We start from the raw sequence: 26,033 nt of genomic DNA on the forward strand, positions 1-26,033 counted from the left end.
TAACCCACCCTACAAATTGGTAGGACTTACGCAAGAACTCTCTGAAACCTCTTCCCTTCGTGTCCTTCGTGTCCTTCTCCCAAGGGGAGACGCTGCGCGAACGTGGTTCGTTTTTTCATAATTTTGCGTAAGTCCTGATTGGGTATTTTTTGATTTTTTAGTCCCTTATCCCTAATTAGAAGTGTTGACTGGAATTTGTTCCAACCAAGCGGTTAAATCTTCTACTGAGGAAAAATCCAGCAGCGCTACAGATAAATCTTCCAACTGAGTCAGCGATAACTGCTGAACCCGTGCTTCTAACTCCGGTGTCAGCGTACCAACCCTTCTAGGAAGTAAGCGCATAACTAAAGATAGTGTTGCTTGTTCTTTTCCTTGCTCAATTCCCTCTTCCATCCAACTTGTAACTATTTCCATAACTTCCTCCTGTTGTCTTGGTTCTATGGTAGCAATATCAGCTTGTAAAAGTTCTTGCTCTTGGGGACTGAGGCGTAAATAAGTATCAATAAAACCGGAAATTAACCGCATTCTAGCTGGGTCTAATTTTAACGTCGCTAACAGACGCAAACATTCAAACTTGACTTGACGGCGTTCTGCTGGTGCGATGTTCATTTTTGCCATTAACGCAGTAGCTACGGGATTTTGTTGACGTAGAAAATCACGCCAATTGAGTTGATTTAGCTGAATGACATCATAGTTAAATTGTAAAATAACTTTGTGAGGAAATGCGACTTGATGTATATTTGTTTCCGGCGTTTTTGGAGAATCGTAAGATAATAAAACTATCGGATATACAGGTATGTCGAATTTTTCATACAACCGGGAGAAGTAGCGAAACATCCGCTTATCAAAACTTGCTTGTTTAGAGGATTGATTTTCGACGTGAATCAAAAAGCAAGAGTCTTGACCCAGAAATTTAGCTTTAACAATTAAGTCGGCTTCGTATCTTTCTCCAGCAGTAACATCAGTGAAAACTTCCTTATCCAAGAACTCTATAGAATCTTGTTCCAAATAAGTTAGCACTTCTGGTAAGAACAATTCTAGAAACTCTACAAAAAAAGTTGTTAGCAACTCCTTAAATAAGCGATCATGATCAATCATAAACAGTAAGATATAGGAATACTATTTGATTATTGAACAAACAAGTAGGGTGTGTATAGCCCAAGGGGCATGGCTTACGCTAGAGCGCAGCGTAACGCACCATTATTAAGGCTTTGGTGCGTTACGGATTTCATCCTAACGCACCCTACGATACTACATTTACTTGCAAAGTGCTGTAAATTTAACTGTAATTATTTCGTCTCCATCCAATTATCACCGGCGCGGACATCTACCAGTAATGGAACACTCAAAGTTACAGCATTTTCCATAACTGATTTAATTTGTGGTTGCAATTCTTCCCATTCTTGGGGAGGAACTTCAAACACTAATTCATCGTGAACTTGTAATAACAAACGTGCTTGATATTTCTGCAAAACTTCATGCATTCTAATCATCGCAATCTTGATAATATCAGCGCTGGAACCTTGAATTGGCGCATTAGCAGCAGAACGTAATAATCCCGCATCTTCAGGACCGAGATTTTTTAATTTACTTAAGTCGATGTCTTCGGGTTTGCTGTTTTTTAGTTTTCTTAAACTATCATTTTTAAAGTCAACATAACGCCGACGACCAAGAATAGTTTCGACATAACCTTGGGAAATTGCTTGTTTTTTAACCCCTTCCAAATATGCAAAAACCTGGGGATAACGTTCATTAAATCGCTTAATAAACTCATTAGCAATACTTTTATCTATCCCAGTGGAACGGGAAAACCTCAGCGAACCCATACCATAAATTACACCAAAATTGATAGTTTTAGCTATGCGACGTTCATCTGATGTAATATCTGATTTTTCAAACACCAACCGGGCTGTGACAGTATGAATATCTTCGTTTTGCTGATATGCTTGTAATAATATCGGCTCTTGACTTAAATGAGCTAATATTCGCAACTCTATTTGTGAGTAATCAGCCGCAGCCATTAAGTATCCTGATTCTGGTAAAAATGCTTTGCGAATCTGACGACTAAAAGCTGTGCGAATAGGAATATTTTGTAAGTTGGGATTAGAAGAAGATAAGCGACCTGTAGCTGTGACTGTTTGATTAAAATTAGTGTGGAGTCGCTGAGTATCGGGACGGACTAATGCTGGTAACGCATCTACATAAGTAGACTTTAATTTAGATAAAGTGCGGTACTCCATCATGGCATCAACAAACCCAGTTTCATCAACTTCTTGGAGTTTTTCTAATGTCGCTACATCTGTAGAGTAACCAGTTTTGATTTTTCGGGAATATTTGGTACTTAATCCCAATTTATCAAATAAGATGACGCTCAATTGTTTAGGAGAACCCAAGTTAAATGTTTCTCCAGCAATTGACGTTGCTGTTTCCTCTAACTTGGCTAAATCTATCTCTAATTGCTGCGATAGTTCGTGTAAATAAGCTGAATTAATGCAAACACCTGTATATTCCATTTCCGCTAAAACTGCTTCTAGCGGTTGTTCTACTTCTAATAATAATTTATGCAAAGCGGGAAACTTTTCTAGTTCCTCTCGTAATTTCTGCACAAGTTGAAATGTAGCGTGGACTTGCAAACAGCAATAATATCCCACAGATGCAATACTAATATCAGCAATAGTTTGTCCTTTGGGAACTAAATCTTCATAACTTTTGAGAATTAAACCTAAATAACGCAGTGATATATCATTCAGGTTGTGGGGAGTATCTGGATTGAGAACATAACTGGCTAACATGGTATCAAATACAATTCCCGCCAGCTTAATTCCTTGACAACGAAATACTAAGCGGTCAAATTTGCCATTTTGGAAAGTCTTGGGATAATCAGCACTTGTCAGAATGGGACTGAGTTCTGCAAATACCACATCTTGGCTCAAGTTTTCCCCAAATTTATGCGCTATGGGAATATATGCTGATTCATCTGGTTGTGTTCCCCAACAGCAGCCAATTCCGACTAAGGTCGCATCCCGTGGTTCTAAATCTGAAGTTTCTGTATCCCAAGCGACGGGGATATCTGGGTTAGTAAATGTTTCCAGCAGTTTTACTAATTCTTTGAGTTTTTCGGGGGTGTTAATAATCCTGGGTTGAATTAATGAAGCTGGTTGCTGTAATATTGCTGCTGCTGTTTCAGCAGGTGTGAAAAATGATATATCTTCGTCTTCGTCATCGGTGGGGGTTGCTGTGGAAGTCTCTGCAATTTCTCCGCCAAAATGTTGCTGAAGTTCGTCTATTTTTCCTAAGAAATGTTTAAATTCTAATTTTTCTAAAATAGGTGTGAGAAGACTGGTATCAAATCCTGTTAATTTGCAGTTTTCTAATTTGATTTCTAGGGGAACGTCTAAGACAATCTTTGCTAAATACTTCGATTTTTCCGCGTCTTCTTTACCTGCTGCTAGTTTTGTCTGTACTGCGCCTTTAATTTCGTTTATGGCTGCATAAATTTCAGCCAGAGAACCGTATTTAGTTAGTAGCTGTACGGCGGTTTTTTCGCCAATCCCCCTAACACCAGGAATATTATCTGATTTATCACCGCAGAGGGCTTTATAATCAACAATCTGTGTAGGTAATACGCCTAATTTGGCTTTAACTTCTTCTATACTAAATTCGGTGATGCTATTTGTGGAGCGTTTTAGAGCATCTGGACTAAAGTTTAAAACGGTGATTTCTTGCTCTGGGTTAATAAGTTGAAATAAATCTTTATCACCTGACAAAATCTTGACTTTATACCCTGCTGCGGATGCTTTTTGTGCTAGGGTTCCTAAGACATCATCGGCTTCATAACCTGGGGCTGTGAAAATGGGTAAGTTAAAGCCTGTGAGTAATTCTTGGAGATTTTTTAAGTCAGGAATAAAGTCTTCTGGTGTTCCTGGACGATCTGCTTTATATGTGTCGTCGGCTTCGTGGCGAAATGTTGGTAAGTTTAAATCAAAGGCGATCGCGATCGCTTCTGGCTGTTCTGTCGTCATGACTTCTAACAGACATTTCAGAAAGCCAAAACAGACGCTGGTAGGAATTCCCTCTTTGGTACGCAATCCACCATCTCGTCCTTTGGCGAAAGCGAAATAAGAACGATAGGCTAAGGAGTGTCCATCTACAAGGATGAACGTGGGACGTGTGGCGGTGACAGGATTGGAAGTTTGAGACATAACCATATTTTAGCCTAAGTGTTACCCACTGCCCCCTAGAGACTGCTAACCTCATATTGGGAGTTCAAACCTAGGGAATTTATGCACAAAGCATCTGCCTCTGACTTGACATTGACTGCTAACTATGCTAAAGCTGCACAAAATATTAAGTTACTGGTTTTAGATATAGATGGGACGATTTCTGGAGAGTCTAACACTATCAGCGCACCTGTGAAGGAGGCGATCGCCGCAGTACAAGCTAAAGGAATTCAGGTGGCGATCGCAACTGGTCGGATGTATTGTTCGGCTTTACGCTTCCATCAAGAAATTAACTCTCTGCTGCCATTATCAGCTTATCAGGGCGCTTGGATTCAAGACCCAGCTAATCAGAAAATTCATCGTCATTGGGCTGTTTCCAAAGACATGGCGCACCAGCTACTAGATTATTTTGAACAGCCGCATCTGCGATCGCTCCTATCCGTCCACTTCTATATAAATGATCAGCTTTACGTCCGAGATTTGAGTCCAGAAACTCAAATTTATGCCCAACGTTCTGGTATTAATCCCATTGCTGTGGGGGATTTGCGCCAAGTCCTCAGCAATGAACCCACAAAAATCTTAGCTTTGTGCGACGATACAGAAGCGATCAACGAGCTATTGGGGAATTTGCGCCGCCAATACACACCTGCGGAACTTTATTTAACAACATCTGTCGCCACCTTTTTTGAAGCCGCTAATCCCTTAGTGAACAAGGGAACTGCGGTGCGTTACATAGCTGAAGAACTGCTAGGCTTAGAAAGTAGCAATGTGATGACTATTGGTGATAACTTTAATGACTTTGAAATGCTGCAATATGCTGGTATTGGTGTAGCTATGGGTAATGCTCCAGAAGGTGTGCAGGCGATCGCGCAATGGGTAGCTCCTCATGTAGAAAAAGATGGAGTTGCAACTGCGATCGAGAAGTTTTTACTGTCGTAAGAGTATTATTTTTATCTAATAAAATCAGAAAAGACACCGACGACTGACCGTGTTTCGTCTCGGTGCCTTCGCTGGTTCGCTCCTCACACACCTGATAATATAGCCGAGGTTATTAAATGAGTCAATACTTACGAGAAAAGTCATTAGTCATTAGTCATTGGTCATTAGTCATTAGTCATTAGTCATTAGTCATTAGTCATTAGTCATTAGTCATTGGGAAGTTACCGTCTTCTCCCCCCTGCACCCTGCACCCTGCCCCCCTGCCTCTTCCCCCCTGCACCCTGCACCCTGCCCCCCTGCCTCTTCCCCCCTGCACCCTGCACCCTGCCCCCCTGCCTCTTCCCCCCTGCACCCTGCACCCTGCCCCCCTGCCTCTTCCCCCCTGCACCCTGCACCCTGCCCCCCTGCCTCTTCCCCCCTGCACCCTGCACCCTGCCCCCCTGCCTCTTCCCCCCTGCACCCTGCACCCTGCCCCCCTGCCTCTTCCCCCCTGCACCCTGCACCCTGCCCCCCTGCCTCTTCCCCCCTGCACCCTGCACCCTGCCCCCCTGCCTCTTCCCCCCTGCACCCTGCACCCTGCCCCCCTGCCTCTTCCCCCCTGCACCCTGCACCCTGCCCCCCTGCCTCTTCCCCCCTGCACCCTGCACCCTGCCCCCCTGCCTCTTCCCCCCTGCACCCTGCACCCTGCCCCCCTGCCTCTTCCCCCCTGCACCCTGCACCCTGCCCCCCTGCCTCTTCCCCCCTGCACCCTGCACCCTGCCCCCCTGCCTCTTCCCCCCTGCACCCTGCACCCTGCCCCCCTGCCTCTTCCCCCCTGCACCCTGCACCCTGCCCCCCTGCCTCTTCCCCCCTGCACCCTGCACCCTGCCCCCCTGCCTCTTCCCCCCTGCACCCTGCACCCTGCCCCCCTGCCTCTTCCCCCCTGCACCCTGCACCCTGCCCCCCTGCCTCTTCCCCCCTGCACCCTGCACCCTGCCCCCCTGCCTCTTCCCCCCTGCACCCTGCACCCTGCCCCCCTGCCTCTTCCCCCCTGCACCCTGCACCCTGCCCCCCTGCCTCTTCCCCCCTGCACCCTGCACCCTGCCCCCCTGCCTCTTCCCCCCTGCACCCTGCACCCTGCCCCCCTGCCTCTTCCCCCCTGCACCCTGCACCCTGCCCCCCTGCCTCTTCCCCCCTGCACCCTGCACCCTGCCCCCCTGCCTCTTCTTACTCCCCACTCCCCAGCTATAACTCCACAGGAGCAACAGCACCCAGTTTGTCTACCAGTAAACACCTCAACACAGACTGAGTAGCGATTACTAATCCCAGTCTGGCTTGGGATAATTCTGGGAAAGAAATTTTTACCTTACCCCAAATACGACACTGGCTCCAAAACGCCTCAAAAGCTTGACTTAAATTCAGTGCTACTTTTTCCCAGTTCACCGCACCACTCAAATCAGGACACTCTAAATTGTCTATCACTTCTACTAACTCGGCAATTAAACGACCCTCTGCTGGGTGACTGAGGCGGAGTTTTTGCTCATCGTTGAGCCAAGGTATTTGCTCTATTGACACCAAATTTGGCATCGGTTCTGTAAGCTTAATTAATCCTTCTCGGTGAGCTAGCAGCAGCAATGAGCAGCAGCGTGCATGAGCGTATTGAATAGTAAACAAACGAGACAGATTTTGTTTGGTAATTTTGCTTGTTTCCATTTCCCCACCACTAACTGCATTGGTAACTACCAGGCTTTGTAACCAAGTAGCTAAAAATTGATGGGTTAATTCCAAATAAATCCATCCAGGGGGAACTATTTCTACCCTAAAAACGTCGCCACGCTGTGCTGATAAGTGAGAGACAATACCACTGGCTATCTCCAGATTTGTTTGATTATGAGATTTCCCCAACCGGAGGGCGACACCTGAAATATATAAAACTCGACTATTGTCTCTACCTTTGTAGAGAGGAAATTTTTTAGTTTCAATGCTGATCAATTCATTATTCAGTGTATCAATACTTAGGGCATATACTAAGTAGCTATATATTAAGCTTTTAATTGCTGTATAGTTGCTCATTAGTAGCTTTTAATATCATAAACCTGCACTCAAGAGGTATACTTTACTTATTTGTATATTTTCTTCAGCTATCTTAAGATATAAATCTAAACTTGATGAAGAAAAATGAGAGTAGCATAAAATTTGATGAATATTCTATGAATAGTAAGTAAATTTTACTACAATCATTGTACAGTAGGAAGTATAACAAAAGAGTAGAGTGCAAATTAACTGCTTTTCTACTCTTTGTATGGCTGGCGCTGTTAGGCGTTAAGCCTACTCTGCCAACACAAAGACACTCCTTGCACCTTTTTATTACGTCTTTGTCTTCAGCCGAACGCTCTTTGTTACCTATGCAATCTCCATCTTCTTTTTCTGAGGCATCACGGCCTTTTTTGACTTGGCAACGAATTCTTGACTGGGCTCAAGAACACTATCGCTGCCGCACCTTTAGCAAAGATGAACGCATTCCAGCCCGGCCTGGATTGCTCTACTTGGTACAAAGGGGTGCTATCCGCATGGTAGGAACCGCACAAGTTAGTGCTACTGCTAGTCAGCTAACATCTCGACGAATTAACAGAACTCCAGAAGAAGCCTTTTTGGGTTTTGTCGGTGCGGGACAGCCATTTGAAATTGTTGCTCAGTCACCATTCACGCTCCAAGCATACGCCCACGTTGACCAAACTGCGGTGCTGTGGATGTACTGGCACGATTTAGACAACTGGCCACACTTCCGGCGTGAAGTCATGGATGCCTTTAGGTATCAGCACCAGCGTAAATTGCTGTGGCTAAGTGCCTTGGGACAACGGCGCACAATTGACCGACTCTTAGGATTCCTCACACTCTTGATTGAGGAATATGGAGAGCCATCCATGAGCGAAACCGACCCCGATGTGATTCGTGGGTACGCTTTGCCCTTCCCCTTGACTCATGCCCAAATTGGTAGCGCTATTGGTTCAACTCGTGTAACTGTGACTCGCTTGATGGGCAAGTTGCGTCAACGCGGTTTAATTCTGACTCAAGGAGACAATCTCATTTGCTTGCCGGCAGATTCGATCAATCGAGTCAACTAAAACGCAGTTCAGAGCTGATGACAAAAAGTCACAGTAAGTTAGAGTCAGCAATACCTACTTGCTGCTTGGTTTAACCAATCTGTTTGACCACCACAAACAGATTGCGCTTAATTGGGTAATGTGTTGATTAAAAAATCTCAATGCTCAATTTGTTCGATTTACCAAAACATTTAGAAGGGAGAATAAATGTTTTGGTAATGACCAGTCTATGGCCCTTGCGTCCGCCCCAACGGCAAGGGCTAATAGCATGTCTACAGCAGTTTTCAAGTGTGTTTAATTATTTTTTGATGTACTAGACTCACATTCCGCACTTTTGGTTTTGGCTGATTATGGTATTGGTTCAAAGTCATAGCCAGTACGAGAACGAGAATTTGTTTTAGGAACAATTGTCACCAATTGAACAGGGGACCTGCGATCGCCTGATGGTAAAAATCGAATTGCACCAGAAGCGCCTGTTGTGGAAAAATCAGACGAAGAAAGTGCCTGTTGTACCCCCGAACGTGTAGGATTTTTTTCTAATGCGGCAATCAGGGCGACAGTGGCATCATAAGCCATCGCAGTTCGCCAACTGACATCAGCACCCCACAACTGCCGAGACGTTTGGGGAAATTCTGACTTGCTCTCCCCTTCAATATGCCAGGGAACTGCTAGTACCATCCCAGAGGCTTGCTCTCCACCCACTTCTAAAGTTTTGATGTTGTAAACATCATCTCCTCCCAGTAAATTTAACTGTTTTTTGTTAATTTGGACTACTTGCAAAGCTTTATCTAGAGTTTCAGTATTAGTTGCGAACATCAAAACTTCTGCACCTTCCCTAGTGGCTTGTTCTAAACTTTTCGCAGCACTAAAATTAGCCTGTGACAAATCAAATTCACTCGATACCTGACCGCCTTCCAAGGACACAGATGAAACAAATTCAGTTTTCAAAGACTGACTGTAATTACTTTGGGAATTAAAGAAAACTGCTACCTGGGTTTTCTGCAAGTTTTTGACCATATAATTAGCCAAGCTTCTAGCAGCCATAAAATCACTAGGAACTGTGCGGAAAACGTAGGGGCTAAAGTTAGTAATATTGACAGAAGTGCTGGTAGGAGAAATGGCTACCAATTTCCCAGTATTATAAATATCCCCTGCTGCTAAAGTCGTATCACTGGCATTAGGTCCAACTACGCCTAAGACATCCGAATTTTTGACTAAGCTAGCAGCGATTTGTTGAGATATTTGGGGATTATCATCATCATTGGCTATCCCTACCTTTAAAGGCACTCCCTTAATTCCTCCAGAGGTATTAATGGTATTTTGGGCTTGGGCGATACCACGTAAAATTTCTAAAGCAGAGTTGGGATCAGTGCCTAACGGTACAGATGCCACAATACTATAGCTTTTAGCAGAGCCAATGCGGGCATTATTCAGATATATCAGTGCCTGGGGATCATTACGCTGCTGTTTTAAGGATTTTTCTAAACTGGCGATCGCCTGAGCATAATTTTGATCTGCTAAAGCTTGCACACCCTCCTTTTTAGCTGGACTAAGTTCACCGATAATTAAATTTTTTTCTCCAAAACTAATGCGTTCAAAGATGGATTGATTATCTGTGCTTGGCAGATTATTACCGGACTGGTTTTGGGGAAATATTTGCTCTTTAAATAACCATAAACCCCCACCAACTAATCCTAATGTAACTAGCAGGGACAACAAAAGTACTTTAGTTTCGTTCTTGTGGGACATATCAGCCTTCTAACTTGTTAACTATAGCGATTGTCTGATCAATAAAACACAAATTTATCACCTTCATCTGTGTAGCCTACGGCAAGCCGCTAACGCGTCTACATCTGTTTTAATATGTGGTTGATTATTTCTTTATACCTACCCAATTGTCAAACGCTAGATAATTAAAATATCAAAGATATTAATTTATAAATCAAACGAAATATAGCTGTAACTGAAATAGCGACTAAACCAGCAGCAACGGCTAGCACGGCTATTTGTGGAATGTTAATTCCAGCCCGCAAAAAGGGAACAAAAAAAATAATTGCGAAAGTAATTCCTGGAATGATTAATAAATCAAACTTTTCAATCCAGCGCCTAGTTTGGGCAAAAATCAGTATACCTAAAATCACAGCAGAAGCAGCTCCCGAAATTATAATATCTGATCCAAATAAACTATAAAGAGCGATCGCAATTAATGCACCCTCAAACCCACTAAAAGCGGCTCCACCCAATAATTCCCAAGTGGAAAAAGCTGGTTGAGATTGTACTCGCTGAATTTTGGGCGGTTGTGGAGGCTGAGTCTGAGATTTTTGTAAGACTTTTGGGGGGATTGATTGTTGAGACAGGGCTGCAAGAACGTCATCAGCCGACGCAAAGCGTTGATTAGCAGCAGGGAGAAGCATTTTGTCTAAAATATCCGCCAAGTGAGGGCTGACAGTCACTTGATTACGCCATTTCCACTGGTTAGTATAGGCATCAAATAGCTTAGTTGCTTCCTCTCCTGTCAGCAAGTTGAGAAGAGTTACAGCCAACGCGTATAAGTCTGTAGATGGAAAGACTTGATTCCCAGACATTTGCTCAGGTGGGGCAAATCCCATAGAATAAATGCCAGTAGAAGAAGCAGCGCCGCCAGATGCAGCATTTGTTACCTGTTTAACTGCGCCAAAATCCAGCAGAAACAATCTGCCATCGCGACGACGCATGATATTAGAAGGTTTAATATCTCTGTGAATAATTTTTTTGTCATGGACAAACTGTAATACCTTCAGAATTTCTTGCAGTACCTCTAAAATTTGCTGTTCAGAGAATTTGCCATTTTGAATTAATTCTTCCTCCAGGTTTTGCCCATCAATATATTCTTGTACCAAGTAAAAAAACTGGTCTTCTTCCCCTGCTTGCAAACTATCAACATTGATGGGAAAGAACGCAAATAAATCAGGTATTTGGTCGTTTTGGCTACCTATTTGGGCTAAAACTTCTGCTTCTCTTTCAAACAACTTTTGTGCTTGTTCCAGTTGAGTTGAAGATAAACTTCCCGCAGGTTGGAACTGCTTCACTACACATTTACGCATTCCCGGCATATGGCGATCGCGTGCTAAAAAAGCTGTACCAAAACCGCCCCTTCCCAGCAGTCTAGTTGGCACATACCGACCATAGAGCAACAGGGGCATCCCACAAGTAGTGCAGTATTTTTGTTGTGTTGTTTTCAGCGTTGTCTGATCATCTAAGTCCGCAAAATAGTTTTCAGGGCGAGGGCAGCTAGGACGAGTACAGTAAACTTTCATGTTACTTATTAGTCAGAATAATTCGTAATGATAATTCGTAATTCGTAATTCTTCTGCCATCAATAAATCGATTTAATCGGAACCGGGAATAAATTGTATTTTTCCCACCAACAAATTAAGGAAGTTGTGTCCTAACTTATTCATTACGAATTACGAACTACGAATTAGGGACTTACGAAATAAATTATCTAAATAAACGAACCACAGAGGCGCAGAGGACACAGAGTTATGAGGGTTTGAGAGGTTTTGTGCGTTAAGTGATTTCGTATTTTTTTATTTGTAAGTCCCTTAGTAATTATTTAGTCAGTAGTCATTTGCAACAAAAAACAAAAGACTGATGACAACAGACTAATGACTAGATGTTAGCCTGCGTCAGCAGAGTTAGTAGTGGCTGCATCCAGTGTATTTACTACTATTTTTGGTTGTGAGAATTTTAACATATCTTGATTCCATTCTGGGGTAGCAAACAGAGGCAAAATTTCTTGACTAAAGGCTTCTGCCGCCTTGGAACGATAGCGATTAGGATTAAAAATCATCCACAGCGTTCGCTTGACGACCACACCTTCAATAGGAGTACATCGTAGTACACCCATTTGTAATTCTTTAGCGATGGCTGAGGTAGAGACAAAAGCAGCACCCAAGCCTGATTGCACGGCATTTTTGATGGCTTCTATGGAATTTAATTCCATTTCAAATTTAAACCGCCTGGTATCAATATCAGAGCGTGCTAGTACTTGATCAATCACTTTACGGATAGTTGATTGGGAGTCGAGAGCAATGAATTGTAGTTTATATAGGTCTTCTTTTTGAATTTTGTCGAGTTTAGCAAAGGGATGGAATATGGGTAGAATCAGGGCTAATTCATCCTCAGCGTAGGGCATGACTTCCAAAGATTCTGCCAGTTCAGCCGGAATTTCGCCACCAATAATCGCCAGATCAACTTGTCCATTGGCGACACTCCAAGCGGTGCGCCGGGTAGAGTGGACGTGTAATTGCACAGCCACATCTGGATATTTTTGCCGGAACATACCGATCATTTGAGGTAACAGATAAGTGCCAGTGGTTTGAGAAGCGCCGACAATTAAAGTACCACCTTGGAGATTTTGTAGATCTTCGATAGCGCGGCAGGTTTCCTGACAAAGACTCAGGATTTTTTCACCGTAGCTTAAGAGCAGATGTCCAGCTTCGGTTAATTGTGCGCGACGACCTCCACGGTCGAATAAAGGCACATCCAGCTGGCGTTCTAAATTTTGCACTTGCAAACTCACAGCAGGTTGGGAGACGTAAAGACTATCAGCAGCGCGCTTGAAACTCCCTTCTGCTGCGATCGCTTTCAGGATACGTAACTGATCTAAAGTAAAAGGAAGGTCAGACATAAGGCTCAACCCACAAATTTTGAAAGGAGCAGCTTGGGCAACAAATCAATCCGCTACGCGGAGTCATTAGTCATTAGTCCTGAGTGCTTAGTTAACCACATGATGGTGGGAACTAATTCCTGAGTCATTAGTGTTTACAGCCATGAGGGGCGGGGTATACACCCTAAAAAACTAATGACTCTTGACTCATGACTAGTGACGATGTAATCAAGTTTTTCAGCTTTCCACGCTCGCTTGTTTTGTTGCATCTTCAACTTGGAGGCTTGACTCGAAAAAGACAGTACCACAACATCTTGACCGTACAATTTTAGATTTGGGATTTGGGATTTTGAATTGTGTTTTGGTTCAAGCCCCGCCGCCAGGGGAGGGTAAAACATCTAAAATCCCCAAACTGTATACCTTTGTGGGTACAGTCAATCTAAAATACTCGCTGCGCTGCGTAGGCTGCGAAGATCGCAAATCTCAAATCCCAAATTGTGTGACGAAAGTCTCCTTAAGAAAACTTTGTGGTAATGGTTGTACTGAGTTAAATTTTTGTTAAATAACTTCACCTATGTATACTATGATCAATTCTTGGCTTACTCCCAGTCATTTTGTCATGTTGGGGTTACAATTAGCTTTCGCGATCGCTCACAGTGGAGGAGCCGCCTTACGTCCTTGGGCAGAAAAACACATAGGAGCAAGGCTTTATCGCATTTGCTTTGCATTAGTTAGTTTACCGTTAGCTGTAATCTTAATTATTTACTTTTTCAATCATCGCTATGATGGTTTGCAACTTTGGCTAGTGCAGTCCGTGCCGGGTGTGAGAGAAGTAGTTTGGGTATTATCAGCGATTTCCTTTTTATTTTTGTATCCTGCTACCTTCAATTTACTAGAAATTGCCGCCATTCAAAAGCCCCAAGTCTATCTGTTCGAGTCCGGAATTATTCGTATTACCCGCCATCCTCAGATGGTAGGACAAATAATTTGGTGTTTTGCTCATACCCTTTGGTTAGGAACTAGCTTTACCCTAGTGACTTCCATGGGGTTAATATTGCATCACTTGTTTGGAGTTTGGCATGGCGATCGCCGCTTGGCTGCGCGCTATGGTCAGGCCTTTGAAATGGCCAAAGAGCGGACATCAATTATTCCTTTCCTAGCAATTATTGATGGTCGTCAATCTATCAAATGGCAGGAATTTCTCCGCCCTGCCTACTTAGGAGTAGGAATTTTTATAGCACTGCTTTCTTGGGCGCACCCCCTGTTACTTGTAGCAACTAGTAGGATACAATGGTAGTTTGAGTTGATCCCCACTATCCACAAACAATATCAAGTCAGTCAAAACTTCTGATGATCAACTGCCGCCAAATCAATGTAGTATGAATTGAAATAGCTGTCAGTGGGGGTGCGCTCAGTCAGTTTGATATTTTATAGTGGTGTGTTGTGAGTCAAATGCCTTTCCTGGGGAACCGATAGCACAGCAGTTTAAATTTTCTTGGCAGCAGCAATCAGCAGTTGAAAAGCCAAAATAGCCACGGCATGAGTCGCCCTGGTTTTGGTGTCACAGTGAAAATCAATACTGGAATAGTTGCATAATTATGGTTTCCCTAAATGGTTTCCCTAAAGCTTATGTAGGAAATGACTGGCTTGCCCATTCCTGCTACTGATAGCTAGTTTAATATCAAAACCTTATAATTTTAGAGGCGTCATGGTGTTGTCGGTTAGTGAGCGGACATTTACACAAGAAGTTTTACAATCTCCAATTCCTGTTTTAGTTAATTTTGAAGCCCCCTGGTGCGGCTTGTGTCGCATTATTCACCCTCTGTTATTGCAATTTAATGCTCAATGTGGTGATCAAATTAAGTTAGTAGGGGTTAATGCTGATAATAATTTTAAACTGGCTAACACCTATCGACTCAAATCATTGCCAACTTTACTGTTGGTGGAAAATGGCATTGTTCGGCATCGCCTAGAAAGTTTCCGTAGTAAAGAAGATTTACGTCTGGCTTTAGAAGAAATTAAACTTACTTACAAAAACCGTTCTAAAACATACAGTAATCTAGCAACAGCAGACTTAGAATGTCGTTCAGCATAAATCAGCTTATGAGCAGTAGTTACTGGTTATAAGTAGCACTATTCACAGTGCTGATTCCCTAAACCCAGTTCGACAAATATAAAACCATGCTTAATTACCCCACCCAAAGCTGATTGGGTGGGGTATTTTATCCTCAAGGGTGTGTGTCAAAATTATTAACAGTTCAGCCTTAGTCAAGAATTCTAAAAGTAAGCGTCAGTGATGGAACTAATCTATGAATATGCCTGGCTAATTCCAGTATTTCCACTTTTAGGGGCAATGCTGGTTGGTCTAGGGTTAATTTCTTTAAATCAGGTGACAAACCGCCTGCGACAACTCAACGCTGTATTGATCATCTCCTTGATGGGAGCAGCTATGAGTTTCTCGTTGGCCTTGCTGTGGAGTCAAATTCAAGGACACGCGCCTTACCTCCGCACCCTCGAATGGGCAGCAGCAGGCAATTTTCACCTGAGAATGGGCTACACTATCGACCACTTAACAGCCCTGATGCTGGTGATTGTCACCACGGTAGCGCTATTAGTCATGGTCTACACCGATGGCTATATGGCTCATGACCCAGGATATGTCAGGTTTTACGCCTATCTCAGTTTATTTGGTTCCTCCATGTTGGGTCTAGTAATTAGCCCCAACTTGGTGCAAATTTACATATTCTGGGAACTGGTGGGGATGTGTTCTTACTTGCTGGTCGGCTTTTGGTACGATCGCAAAGCCGCAGCCGATGCTTGTCAAAAGGCATTTGTCACCAACCGGGTGGGTGACTTTGGTCTGCTACTAGGCATCCTGGGACTGTTCTGGGCCACAGGAAGCTTTGATTTTGGGGTGATGGGCGATCGCCTAGCACAACTGGTAGAAACAGGTTCTATCAGCAATTTTCTCGCCATCCTGTTGGCGATTTTGGTGTTCTTAGGGCCAGTGGCCAAATCCGCCCAATTTCCTCTGCACGTCTGGCTACCAGATGCAATGGAAGGTCCCACACCCATTTCTGCCCTGATTCACGCCGCCACAATGGTAGCAGCCGGTGTGTTCCTGATTGCCCGGATGTACCCCGTTTTTGAACACATCCCAGCCGCCATGAACGTCATTGCCTTTACCGGGGCATTTACGGCGTTTTTAGGGGCTAGCATTGCTATCACCCAAAATGACATTAAAAAGGGTCTCGCTTACTCCACCATCTCCCAATTAGGCTACATGGTGATGGCGATGGGATTAGGCTCATACAGTGCGGGATTATTCCACCTGATGACTCACGCCTACTTTAAGGCGATGTTGTTCTTGGGTTCTGGTTCTGTGATTCACGGTATGGAAGGCGTTGTCGGTCATGACCCCGCTTTAGCGCAGGATATGCGCTTGATGGGAGGAATGCGAAAGTATATGCCCATTACTGGCATTACCTTCTTGATTGGTTGCTTGGCCATTTCCGGTGTGCCACCTTTTGCCGGTTTCTGGTCAAAAGATGAAATTCTCGGTAATGCTTTTGAAGTCAGCCCCCTGCTGTGGTTGATTGGCTGGTTAACTGCCGGAATTACCGCTTTCTATATGTTTAGAATGTACTTCATGACATTTGAAGGCAAATTCCGGGGGACTGACGAGAAAATCAAGGCTAAACTCAAAAAAGCCGCCGCTCCAATGGTTGTGGAATTAGATTCAGCCGCACTAGCACCTAATTTTGGCCCTGGGGCGATGAAGCAAGGAGAATTGGCAGCAAATGCTCATGACTCCCACGAACATCACAGCGACACTCCCCATGAATCGCCGTGGACGATGACTTTGCCTTTGGCGCTGTTGGCTATTCCTTCAATGTTGATTGGTTTGGTGGGGACACCTTACGCCAATTACTTCGAGGAGTTTATATTTCCTCCTAGCGAAACCCTCACCGAAGTTTTGGAAAAAGCTGCTGAGTTCAACCCCACGGAATTTTACGTCATGGCGGGGGCTTCAGTGGGTATTTCCTTAATTGGTATTACCTTGGCTTCGCTGATGTACTTGCGGCGTAAAATTGACCCAGCTGCGATCGCATCTCAAATCAAACCACTTTACGATCTATCCCTCAACAAGTGGTACTTCGATGACATTTACCATCGTGTCTTTGTTCTGGGCTTACGTCGTCTAGCCAGACAAGTCATGGAAGTTGACTTCCGCGTGGTAGATGGTGCTGTTAACCTCACAGGCTTTTTCACCCTCGTCAGTGGTGAAGGTCTGAAATACTTAGAAAATGGTCGCGCTCAATTCTATGCCTTAATTATCTTTGGGGCTGTTTTGGGCTTGGTGATAGTTTTTGGTGTAACTTGATCTAGACCACAGGGGAAAGGTAATGGAATGATCTTTAACCTTACCCCTGTTTTCCACAAATTTTGTCAAAGTTGGCTGTCACACCCCATAATTTTAGTACCAGCTTACTCAAGAAACTTAAATATTAAAATTATTTAAGTTTTGAGGGTTTCTCACGGAGAAAGATTTAATATTCAGGACGTAAACTTACTGAACTGTAGGGTGTAAAAAAAATGAAAATTTTTCCTTCGTTGAAAAAATTTGTTGTCTATTCATTAGTATTGCTGGTTTCAGTTTGCAGCTTGTTGTTCACAGCACCTACCGCTATTGCTGCTGTAGATGTAAGTACACAGTATATTGCTTTTGACACATCAACCGGAAGTATTGATGAAGCAGTAGCTTCTTACAGAAGTTTAAAGGGAAAAGTTGCCAAACAACAATCCCTGAGCATAGATGAAATCAAACAGGCTTTAGGCGTGATTAATGACAAAATTAATACCCTAGTACAAGAAAAGAAAGATTTGTTAGCAGCTGATTCAAACGCATCAACCGATAATTTGGATTCATCCATTGCTAGTTACAGAAGTTTAAAGGGAAAAGTTGCCAAACAACAATCCCTGAGCATAGATGAAATCAAACAGGCTTTAGGCGTGATTAATGCCAAAATTAACTCTTTAACATAACGCGAAAGTCCCCACCCTCAATGTACTCATAGGGTGGGGACTTTCGCTTTATGTTAAATCAACCTAACAATGAAGGGAAAAGTGCAAAAAAACTGTTAGTTAATAACTAGTGACTTTTTGCCAAACATAATTCTGATTGCAGACGAATTGCGATGAATACAGTTAATTTCCCGTGGCTGACGACCATTATTTTGTTACCGATAGCCGCGTCGCTACTGATTCCCATCATCCCAGATAAAGACGGCAAAACAGTGCGCTGGTATTCCCTCATTGTGGGGTTAATAGATTTTGCACTAATTGTTTACGCTTTTTCTAATGCTTACGACTTCTCCAATCCAGATTTACAGATGGTGGAGAGTTACCCCTGGGTGACTCAATTGGATTTAAATTGGTCAGTAGGGGCTGATGGCTTGTCCATGCCTCTAATTATTTTGACTGGGTTTATTTCCACCCTGGCGATTTTAGCAGCTTGGCCTGTAACGTTCAAGCCAAAACTATTTTATTTCTTGATTCTGGCGATGTATGGCGGTCAAATTGCCGTGTTCGCTGTTCAAGATATGCTGTTATTTTTCTTGGTGTGGGAACTGGAACTGGTACCGATTTACTTTCTGCTGTCGATTTGGGGAGGCAAAAAGCGACAATATGCAGCGACTAAATTTATTTTATACACTGCCGGTGGGTCGCTGTTTATTTTGCTGTCTGCCCTGACAATGGGATTTTACGGCGATACGGTAACGTTCGATATGCGCGCCTTGGCTTTGAAGGATTTCGCCCTCAATTTCCAGTTAGCCTTATACGCTGGGTTCCTGATTGCTTATGCAGTCAAGTTGCCGATTATTCCCCTGCATACGTGGCTACCAGATGCCCACGGTGAAGCTACAGCGCCAGTGCATATGTTGCTAGCCGGGATTTTGCTGAAAATGGGCGGTTACGCCTTAATTCGCATGAATGCCCAAATGCTGCCCGATGCTCATGCTTATTTTGCCCCTGTGTTAGTGGTTTTGGGGGTAGTAAATATCATCTACGCCGCCCTGACATCTTTCGCCCAGAGGAACCTGAAGCGGAAAATTGCCTACTCCTCAATTTCTCACATGGGGTTTGTCCTCATTGGTATTGCTTCGTTCACCGATTTAGGATTGAGTGGCGCAGTTTTACAAATGGTTTCCCACGGTTTAATTGGGGCGAGTTTGTTCTTCCTTGTGGGGGCGACTTATGACCGGACACACACCCTGATGTTAGATGAAATGGGTGGTGTCGGTAAGCGGATGAAAAAGATTTTCGCTATGTTCACCACCTGTTCAATGGCTTCTTTAGCATTGCCAGGAATGAGCGGTTTCGTAGCAGAATTAATGATCTTTGTCGGCTTTGCCACCAGCGATGCTTATAGCTCTACTTTTAAAGTTATCGTGGTGTTTTTGATGGCTGTTGGAGTCATTTTAACTCCAATTTATTTGCTGTCGATGTTGCGCGAAATTTTCTATGGTGAAGAAAACGAAGAGTTAGTTTCTCACCAAGCTTTGATTGATGCTGAACCCCGCGAAGTGTTTATCGTTGCTTGTTTGTTAGTGCCAATTATTAGTATTGGGTTTTATCCCAAGTTACTAACTCAGATGTATGACGCGACGACTGTACAGTTAACAGCAAGGTTGCGTGATTCTGTGCCGACTTTAGCACAGCAAAAAGAAGTGCCTCAGATTTCTTCTTTGAAAGCGCCGGAAATTGTTCGTTAAGTAGCTATTGATTGTTTAATTTTCTATTGCTTTTTGGGCGGGTACAGTACCCGCTCTTTTTTTGGCGTTGCTGATGATTGAATTTATCGGGCTACGCCCAATACGGTTCGGTTAAGCCAAAAACCAGATAAACTGAGGGTTAGCCGAAAGAAGCATATTTTTTTGATGAAATGCGTTGTGATTAGTAGCAATTGGCAGGTAAACTACAGAATAAACTGTCTTATTTGTGACTTTGACAAGAATTACCCCTGGACAACTGCTGACTTCTAGGCAAAAATTCGGCTTAGATGTAGTCTCCATTTTTGGTTATGGAAGAAGGGATGTGGTCTTAGCAATTGATATTACCGAAAGTGTAGGTTTAAATGATCAAGGCCGTATCCGCTTACGTCAGATAGTTGAAGACAGTCTCAAACCTGGAGATTATGTTTACATTGTTCCTTTTGCTCAAGATTTAGTTTTCGATGAAGTTATATCTATTCAAAATCCATTAGGAACAGCTATATATTTTAGTCATAAAAATACAGAGAATATTGATAAAGTATTAGCCAAGATTCCTTTTAATTATGATCCTACCCGCTATGGAACAGATATTCAAAGAGCCGAATTAACTGTATATCAAGGTATAGCACAGATTAATCAAAATCGACTTTCTAAAAATCAACCAATTAAGCCGCAGTCGGTTGTTTGGATTACTGATGCACCGTTATTTACTCAACCAGGAATTAGTTCAAAGGTTTGGATAGAAACCCCTGCTAATAGTCCTTTTAGAATAGCAGAATCACCTCTAAGTAAAGAAAGACAAAATTGGATTAAGGCTTTACCTTTAAAAGAGCGATCGCTCACCATTACAACCCAATCTAATCAAGATTATAAACTATCTGTAGTCGATATCAATCCTACAGTTCAAGAATTTTGTACGCCAGCACCAGGAGGTCAAGAAACTTGTTTGGTGAATCCTTATTTATTCAAACAGCTATGGCTACCCAGTTTAATTTTATTACTAATATTTGCGGCTGGTGTTTGGAGCATATTAAAATTTAATAAATTGCAAAAAAAATGGGAGGTACGAATTAAGTTAGAAGATGATGAACAACAATATAGATTACCAAACAATAAAAAAATTGCAATTGGTGAAGACGATGCTAGCTGTCTATATTCTATTGAATGTCCAGGTGGAAAATTAGAAGCATATCTAGAACGTAAAGGAGAAAAGCTGTATTTAGTTCCAAAGCCAGACTCCAAAATTGAACTTAACAACAAAAAAGTTAGCTCACGGACTCTGATATCAAGTTCTAATTTTACCCTAAATTGTCCAGATAAACGCCAGCGTGAGTACGAGATTTATATCAAAATAAAAAAATAGTATTCAGGGGAAAAATATGACTCAAGCATCTGCAAAACAAACTCAATATAGAGGAATTAATCGCACAATTTGTATCGGTTTAGGTGGAACTGGTAGAGATGTTTTAATGCGAATTAGACGCTTAATAGTTGACCGCTATGGAGATTTAAATAACTTACCAATTGTCAGTTTTGTTCACATTGACACAGATAAAGCTGCAACCCAAGTTACAGGAATTAGAACAGGAAGTACCTATCATGGTGTTGATTTAAATTTTAAAGAAGCTGAGAAAGTCAGTGCTACCATGTCATCTCATGAAGTGACTATGTTTGTCGAAGGACTAGAACGGCGTTCAGAATATAGTAGTTACGGACCTTATGATCATATTGGCATTTGGTTTCCTCCTCAATTATTGCGAAATATTAAAGCAATTGAAGAAGGTGCAAAAGGTATTAGACCTGTAGGAAGACTGGCTTTTTTTCACAACTACCAAAGAATTAAAACAGTAATTGAAACCGCAGAAAAACGCACGAGGGGACATGAATCATTCTTGTTGACATCAGGTCTCAAAATAGAACCTGGATTAAGTATTTTTGTTGTCGGTTCTCTTTGCGGTGGGACAGGAAGCGGAATGTTTTTGGATGTTGCTTATAGTCTGAGAAATATTTATAGTGAACAAGGCGCTCGGATTTTTGGCTATTTAGTAATTAGTCCAGAATTGTATGGTAATACGTCTAACATGAGTGCGAACACTTATGCTGCATTAAAAGAATTAAATCATTATAGCAATCCTGGTACAGAATTTGCAGCTTGTTATGATATTGAAAATTTATCAATTATTAAAGAAAAACGTCCACCCTTTGATTATGCTTATTTGCTATCTCATCAAACAGGGAGTGAATATGAAATTCTCACCCAAGGTAAGCTATGTAATGTGATTGCTCATAAAATAGCTCTAGAATTTTCTGGTGAACTAGGTTCAGTAATTAAAGGTAATCGAGATAATTTCCTTCAACACATAATTCAGTCCGACAAACATCCACGTCCTAATAACCAAAGATACTTAACATTTGGACTATCAGCAATTTATTTTCCTCGTGATACGATTATCCAAATTGCCTTAACGAAAGTCAGTTCAGAGTTAGTCAAATTTTGGTTAAATGGTAAAGGTCAAAGTCCCGATCCTTTAAACTTACTTGAGCAATTTTTGATTCAGCATCACTGGCAAAATGACTTAGCAAAACGAGATGGATTAACTAATAAACTATCTGAATCTGTAGAAGAATCTCACAAGACTTTTAGTAATAGTATCAAAACTTGGCAGAATAAATTGTCACGTTTAATTGCTGAATGTAAAAATAAAGATGACCGTGTAAATATTCGTCAACAGTTATCTGGAGAATTTTACAAGCAATTTCGCACGGTTCAACCAGGAGAAACGGAAAGTAATCGCGGCTATTGGTTGACAAAATTAATTCAGACTGCTCCTAAAATTATCAAGGAACTTAGCAATAATATTGATGATTATTTCATTCAATTACTCACACCAATAGAAGCTAATTTTTCTATTAAAAATACCCGTAACTGGCTCGATGCTCTGCAACATGAATTGCAGAAATATCAACTAGATTTGCAAGAAAAAATTACAGAGTTTGGGGGAATGAAGCGATTAGAAGATGTAGAAAGAAAGTGGGATAATGCCGAACAAATAATTGAAGAACTTGAAAATAAGCTAGGTATTCCCTTTGTGAATATCAAAAATATACAATTTCACGACGAATGTAAAAAAGTCATCCAGGAAGTTTGTAAAATTCTTAGACATAATTTTGAACTCACAGTGGTACAAGAGACACTAAAAATTGTCAATCAGTTACAAAAGCACGTTCAAGATAGAGAAAAACAAATTGCTGCTTTTAGCAGTTTAGTAGAGGATTTACAAACTGCTTATGACAAAGAGGAACGAGAATTAAAACAGTTAAATTTTGACGAAATGAGTGGTGAGGCAATTTTTGATACTGAAGATATAGAACTTTGCTATCAAACAATGCTACCAGAAAATGATGTTCGTCCTCAGTTGGTATTAGCAAGTTCAGCACCTACCGAAGAAACTGGTAGAGGAGCATCTTTGGCATTTTTTCTGAATATGGAACGCACTACGCACTCTCAGCTAAAACAAGAAATTGACCTAAAAGTTGATAGTTTATTTGCTTTTCGTGGTAGCAATATTGTTACTTCTGTGATTAAACGCTTCATGAAAAAATATTCCTCATCTGCTGGTTCAACTCGTTTAGCGCAAATTATCCAAGAAGCTCAACCCCTCTTGCGTTTAAATTTAAATGATCCTTATTTCCGCGATGATCCTGCTAAAAGTAGTAAATTAGTAGGATATAAAGATACAGATGAATCAGATGTGAGAGAGTTTAAAAAACTGCTAACACAAGATTTAGGAGTTTCTACAACTGTGTTAAAAGCAATGCAAGCAGATGATGAAATTTTAATTGTAAATGAGTATGCTGGGTTTCCTTTGAGATTAATTAGTAGTTTGGAACGAATGAGAAACCCATATTTACGAGAACAGCATTCTCCGACATCTTTTTTGCATAATGATTATCGCGCTTCCTTTCCTGATATTATCCCACCTGATGCTAGAAGGATGGAAGAATTGGAGGATATTTTTTATCCTTGTGTAGCATTGGAGTTGTTAAAAGAAAATCAGGAAAATCAGGAATTAGAATTTCAACATTATGATTCTTTCCAAGACAGTTATTATACTGTATCTTTGAGTTCACATTGGATGGAAGCTTTGGAAGACTTGGCCAATAACCGCAATATGGCTGAAACTTTAAAGAAGATTTTGGATGATGCGATCGCTCAAATGCAAAATAATCCTCACCTATGGGAAAATGAATATCTACCCAAACTGCGTCAATTTCCAGAGAAGCTGAAAAAAATTCCCGAAGATAGTCCCAATTTTCCCTATATACAAACAGTATATGTCTCACCAGATAATATTCAACCTACAGTTAGAGAGGGGGTGATAAATCGTTTTTGGAAGAAGATGGAAGCAAGATTTAGAAACCAAAATTCACCTCAATCCAATCATCAGACAGGAACTCAAAAAGCTATTGCTGGTGAAATAGTTCCTAGTTATTCTGAAGATAATAACGATAATCAAAATCAAGAAAAATTACGTTCAGAATTAGCACGGTTAAAAGAATTGTTTGATAGTAACTTGATTCCTCAAGAATACTATAATATACAAATGCAAAAAATAGTCGAAAAATATCTCACCTAATATAGCGTTTTTTATGGGTAGTTCATATCTACCCACTTTTAACAATCTTCCTGCACTACCAAAGGTAATTTTTATGCCTCCTTTACCACCTTACTTAATTTTTATCACTCTTTTTCTGGTTGTAATTCCATCTATAGTTACTCTGTTTCTTCGCATATCTCTTTACCGCTATTTGATAGTTTTGACTAATAAAGTTCAAAGATTAATCAAGTCAGGAGTAAGGGGAGAACAACCGAAAATTGTGCAAACATTAGAGGCTAGATTTCAGCAAGCTAGTAAACAATTAGAACAGGTAAATACAGGAGCATTAATTGATCAAGTTTATAGTCAGGAAAAAATCAATAGATTTACCTGTGAACAAATAGATTATTTATGTCGTATTCTGCCAAATTTACTGCTATCATTTGGCTTAATGGGTACTTTTTTAGGTATTACTATTAATTTATCTACCCTGAGTCAAACGATTAATCACACTAATGCTAGTGATGTTAGTAATTTAGTTTCTGAATTAAACAAACCACTCGAAGGAATGAGCATTGCATTTACTACAAGTTTAACAGGATTATTTTTCAGTGCTTTGTTAACAGTAGTCAATTTTATATTTAATAGTGGACTTGCTAAATATCGCTTGATTAGTTCCTTAGAAGATTATCTAGATAATATTTATCTTCCTGAAGTGCAAGGTGATACCCGTCTTGATAAAATAGTTAATAGAATGGTATCTCAGCAGGATGAATTTTTAACAAATTTTGGTAAGGTAGTACGAGAAGCTGTAGAACAATCTATGGGCAAGGTAGCACAACAAATTGCTGATGGAAATAAAGAAACTACAGATTTAGCTAAACAAGTTTATGAAAGATTTGCTGAAGCTGCTGGAACTATATCTCGTGCTGCTGATGATTTTGAAAATTCCATGACTGAATTAAAATCAACATCTCAAATATTTAAAGAGTCGGCTGAAACTTTTAATCAAAGTCAGTTTCCTCTCCACTTATCTTTAGCTACAGTCGATTTGAGTAATACCCAGCAAAAATTTTCCGAATCAGCAACCAGTTTAGCAGCAACAACTGAATTGATTATAACAGCCTTAATTGGAGTGGAAAATTGTAGTCAGAGTTTAATTAATTTAGGAGAAGAGATCAAAGGTATTAATCAAAGTTCAATGCAAGTATTAGATTTACATCAAACTAACCAAAATCTTCTGAGTGAAATTATTCCTCAACTTCACCAAGGAGCTAAAAGTTATGAAAAAGCAGTTAACAAGCTGGATAAATCAGATAAAAAAGTAGCAGAAAAACTGAATAGTTTAGATGAGTTAATAACAGGTATTAATCAGTTATTGGAAACCGTGAAAGAATATACAGCAGAAATTAATTTTACAATTGCTAGTGTCTCTAACCAAATAGATGGTAATAATCAACAAATTCAAACTTTTTTTAGTAATATTGAAGGCTATGTCCATCAATTTAATGTTGAATTTGCTAAGAAGCAGTTAGATTTGCTTAAATTATTACAAAATAATAATTCTCTACTAATTTCTGAGTATCAAACTGTGAATAATACAATGATTCAAGGAATTAATAAACAAACAGGTGTAAATACCAAAGGTTTTCAAGTAGTTATTGCTCATCTTCAAGAATGTAATAAAAATATTTATGATACAAAAAATTCTATTGTCAGACTTAAACAAGGAGTTGAATAGCTAAATAAATCAGATTGATAAGGGA

The 26,033-nt window shown here is 41.2% G+C and carries 16 protein-coding genes; 10 read left to right on the forward strand and 6 right to left on the reverse strand.

The genetic code is table 11. From position 1 onward, the window contains the following. Nucleotides 1–171 precede the first annotated feature (171 nt). Both NSP_RS04910 and polA read right to left on the reverse strand, forming a co-directional pair. On the reverse strand, nucleotides 172–1,098 hold the full coding sequence (locus NSP_RS04910) for a DUF4351 domain-containing protein (protein ID WP_006198055.1): 927 nt from the start codon (nucleotides 1,096–1,098) through the stop codon (nucleotides 172–174). A 191-nt stretch (nucleotides 1,099–1,289) separates the two neighbouring features. Beyond that, a complete protein-coding gene (gene polA / locus NSP_RS04915) occupies nucleotides 1,290–4,202 on the reverse strand; it encodes a DNA polymerase I (protein ID WP_006198056.1) in 2,913 nt (970 codons plus the stop codon). Between the two features lie 81 nt (nucleotides 4,203–4,283). On the opposite strand from polA, the gene NSP_RS04920 reads away from it, so the two are divergent. Beyond that, complete coding sequence (locus NSP_RS04920) at nucleotides 4,284–5,159, forward strand: Cof-type HAD-IIB family hydrolase (RefSeq protein ID WP_006198057.1); 876 nt, start codon at nucleotides 4,284–4,286, stop codon at nucleotides 5,157–5,159. Nucleotides 5,160–6,383: 1,224 nt separating this feature from the next. On the opposite strand, the gene NSP_RS04930 is transcribed toward NSP_RS04920, so the two are convergent. Next, nucleotides 6,384–7,211 carry a DALR anticodon-binding domain-containing protein gene (locus NSP_RS04930; RefSeq protein ID WP_017803851.1) on the reverse strand — a complete coding sequence of 276 codons (828 nt, stop codon included), beginning with the start codon at nucleotides 7,209–7,211 and terminating at the stop codon, nucleotides 6,384–6,386. A 332-nt stretch (nucleotides 7,212–7,543) separates the two neighbouring features. Here NSP_RS04930 and NSP_RS04935 point away from each other — a divergent pair, with 332 nt between their 5' ends. Further along, the gene (locus tag NSP_RS04935; protein ID WP_006198059.1) at nucleotides 7,544–8,263 is read left to right on the forward strand and encodes a Crp/Fnr family transcriptional regulator; all 720 of its coding nucleotides are present in this window, start codon (nucleotides 7,544–7,546) and stop codon (nucleotides 8,261–8,263) included. Nucleotides 8,264–8,590: 327 nt separating this feature from the next. Here the strand turns inward: NSP_RS04935 and NSP_RS04940 are convergent, their stop codons facing one another. The 3 genes from NSP_RS04940 to NSP_RS04950 form a co-directional block, all read right to left on the reverse strand. Beyond that, nucleotides 8,591–9,991, reverse strand: coding sequence for an ABC transporter substrate-binding protein (locus tag NSP_RS04940; protein ID WP_006198060.1), 1,401 nt, complete (start codon nucleotides 9,989–9,991; stop codon nucleotides 8,591–8,593). Between the two features lie 164 nt (nucleotides 9,992–10,155). Next, nucleotides 10,156–11,538: a serine/threonine-protein kinase gene (locus tag NSP_RS04945; RefSeq protein ID WP_006198061.1), complete on the reverse strand. Its 1,383-nt coding sequence runs from the start codon at nucleotides 11,536–11,538 to the stop codon at nucleotides 10,156–10,158. 362 nt (nucleotides 11,539–11,900) lie between these two features. Further along, a complete protein-coding gene (locus tag NSP_RS04950; protein WP_006198062.1) occupies nucleotides 11,901–12,914 on the reverse strand; it encodes a LysR family transcriptional regulator in 1,014 nt (337 codons plus the stop codon). A gap of 562 nt (nucleotides 12,915–13,476) precedes the next feature. Between NSP_RS04950 and NSP_RS04960 the strand changes: the two genes are divergently transcribed. The 8 genes from NSP_RS04960 to NSP_RS04995 all read left to right on the forward strand — a co-directional run bounded on the left by NSP_RS04960 (nucleotide 13,477) and on the right by NSP_RS04995 (nucleotide 26,008). After that, nucleotides 13,477–14,190 carry an NnrU family protein gene (locus NSP_RS04960; RefSeq protein WP_017803852.1) on the forward strand — a complete coding sequence of 238 codons (714 nt, stop codon included), beginning with the start codon at nucleotides 13,477–13,479 and terminating at the stop codon, nucleotides 14,188–14,190. Between the two features lie 411 nt (nucleotides 14,191–14,601). Next, nucleotides 14,602–14,988: a thioredoxin family protein gene (locus NSP_RS04965; RefSeq protein ID WP_006198065.1), complete on the forward strand. Its 387-nt coding sequence runs from the start codon at nucleotides 14,602–14,604 to the stop codon at nucleotides 14,986–14,988. Between the two features lie 201 nt (nucleotides 14,989–15,189). Beyond that, the gene (locus NSP_RS04970) at nucleotides 15,190–17,277 is read left to right on the forward strand and encodes an NAD(P)H-quinone oxidoreductase subunit 5 (protein ID WP_006198066.1); all 2,088 of its coding nucleotides are present in this window, start codon (nucleotides 15,190–15,192) and stop codon (nucleotides 17,275–17,277) included. Nucleotides 17,278–17,489: 212 nt separating this feature from the next. Further along, nucleotides 17,490–17,939 carry a hypothetical protein gene (locus NSP_RS04975; protein ID WP_006198067.1) on the forward strand — a complete coding sequence of 150 codons (450 nt, stop codon included), beginning with the start codon at nucleotides 17,490–17,492 and terminating at the stop codon, nucleotides 17,937–17,939. A gap of 152 nt (nucleotides 17,940–18,091) precedes the next feature. After that, nucleotides 18,092–19,669, forward strand: coding sequence for an NAD(P)H-quinone oxidoreductase subunit 4 (locus tag NSP_RS04980; protein ID WP_017803853.1), 1,578 nt, complete (start codon nucleotides 18,092–18,094; stop codon nucleotides 19,667–19,669). Nucleotides 19,670–19,895: 226 nt separating this feature from the next. Beyond that, on the forward strand, nucleotides 19,896–21,032 hold the full coding sequence (locus tag NSP_RS04985) for a vWA domain-containing protein (RefSeq protein ID WP_006195564.1): 1,137 nt from the start codon (nucleotides 19,896–19,898) through the stop codon (nucleotides 21,030–21,032). Between the two features lie 16 nt (nucleotides 21,033–21,048). Then, nucleotides 21,049–24,306 carry a tubulin-like doman-containing protein gene (locus NSP_RS04990; RefSeq protein WP_006195565.1) on the forward strand — a complete coding sequence of 1,086 codons (3,258 nt, stop codon included), beginning with the start codon at nucleotides 21,049–21,051 and terminating at the stop codon, nucleotides 24,304–24,306. A 73-nt stretch (nucleotides 24,307–24,379) separates the two neighbouring features. Continuing rightward, entirely contained in the window at nucleotides 24,380–26,008 is a 1,629-nt protein-coding gene (locus NSP_RS04995) for a hypothetical protein (RefSeq protein ID WP_006195566.1), read from the forward strand. Nucleotides 26,009–26,033: the final 25 nt, after the last annotated feature.

The organism is Nodularia spumigena CCY9414 (assembly GCF_000340565.2).
In the GTDB taxonomy this organism is placed as follows: domain Bacteria; phylum Cyanobacteriota; class Cyanobacteriia; order Cyanobacteriales; family Nostocaceae; genus Nodularia; species Nodularia spumigena.